This is a genomic window from Streptomyces sp. NPDC101166, from assembly GCF_044768125.1.
Classification (GTDB): Bacteria; Actinomycetota; Actinomycetes; order Streptomycetales; family Streptomycetaceae; genus Streptomyces.
Genome location: NZ_JBIWPF010000142.1, coordinates 1 through 1,341 on the forward strand (window position 1 = coordinate 1; position 1,341 = coordinate 1,341).

Consider the following 1,341-nt stretch of genomic DNA (forward strand, 5'->3'; position numbering starts at 1 on the left):
CGTTCGAGCAGCAGCGGCCACATCAGTTCGTCCTCGCCGGTGTGATGGCTGTGCAGCCCGGTGCCCAGCTCGGCGAGGAAGTCGGCGAGGACGCGGGCGCGCTCGACATCGCCCGGGGCGACCGCCGCCGCCAGGGCGGGCAGGGCGCGGAAGTGGCGGCGAAAGGCGTTGTGCACGACGACCATGTCGTACGTGTCGGGCCGGGCCTGCGCGATGTCGGTGCTCATGGCTGCTCCTGTCGAAGTCGGTGATTGCGACGAGAGTGCTTCGGCGCGCTTGGAATCGACTCGAGGCGGACTTGGGGGCGGCCGTCCTAGACTTACGCGATCATGGTTCGGATTCGGGTACTCGGCGCACTGACCGCGACCGGCGAGCGCGGGGAACTCGATCTCGGCGGGCCGCGGCAACGGGGGGTGCTGGCGCGACTGCTGGTCGCCGGGGGCGATGTGGTGCCGGTCGATCGGTTGATCGATGACCTGTGGCGCGGCGAGCCGCCGCCCCGGGCGCTGGGCTCGCTCCAGGCTTACGTCTCCAATCTGCGGCGGCTGCTGGAACCGGATCGCGCGCCACGGACACCGGCGACTGTGCTGATCAGCCGTGCGCCCGGATACGCGCTGCGACTCGACACCACCGAGGTGGACGCGTGGGCGTTCGGTGCCGACCTGGACGCGGCTGCGCGACTGGACGATCCGCGCGAACGGCGGCGCGCGCTCGAGCGGGCGCTGGCCGCGTGGCAGGGTCCGGCGTACGGGGCGTTCGCGCAGGAGTCCTGGGCGAACGCGGAGGCTGTGCGACTCGAGGAGCTGCGACTCAGCGCGCGCGAACAGCTCGCGGTGGCGCTGCTCGAACAGGACGAGCCGGCGTTGGCGGCGGCCGAGGCCGAGGTGCTGTGCCGGGAGCATCCGTTGCGGGAGGAGGCGTGGCGGCTCACCGCGCTGGCCCGGTATCGCGCGGGCCGTCAAGCCGACGCGCTCGCGGCGCTGCGGCAGGCGCGCGAGGTGCTCGCCGAGGAGTTGGGCATCGATCCGGGACCGGCCCTGGCCCGGCTCGAAGCCGACATCCTGGCCCAGCGAATCCCGGTGCAGGAGCAGGTGATCGCCGTCCCCGCGCCGCCGCGCGATCCGGTTCCGGGTCCGGCGGTCCCCGAGTTCCTCGGGCGTGCAACCGAACTCGCGTCCCTGCATACGGCGGCCGCCGCTCCCGGGCCGCGGACGGCGACCGTGGTGGGTGAGGCGGGCAGTGGCAAGTCCTCGCTGCTGCGCCGACTGCGCGACGACTTGCGGGCCGCGGGTTATCGCGTGGTGCTGGGTCATTGCCCCGAGGACGAGGCCGCGCCCTCGG

The 1,341-nt window shown here is 73.2% G+C and carries 2 protein-coding genes; one reads left to right on the forward strand and one right to left on the reverse strand.

What is annotated here, in order from left to right:
* Positions 1-227 (reverse strand): hemerythrin domain-containing protein (locus ACIRS4_RS37125; protein WP_404204520.1); only part of this gene is annotated, 227 nt, incomplete at its 3' end.
* Between the two features lie 102 nt (positions 228-329).
* Here ACIRS4_RS37125 and ACIRS4_RS37130 point away from each other — a divergent pair.
* Positions 330-1,341, forward strand: a 1,012-nt coding sequence (locus ACIRS4_RS37130; protein ID WP_404204522.1) for a BTAD domain-containing putative transcriptional regulator, incomplete at its 3' end; no start/stop codon positions are given.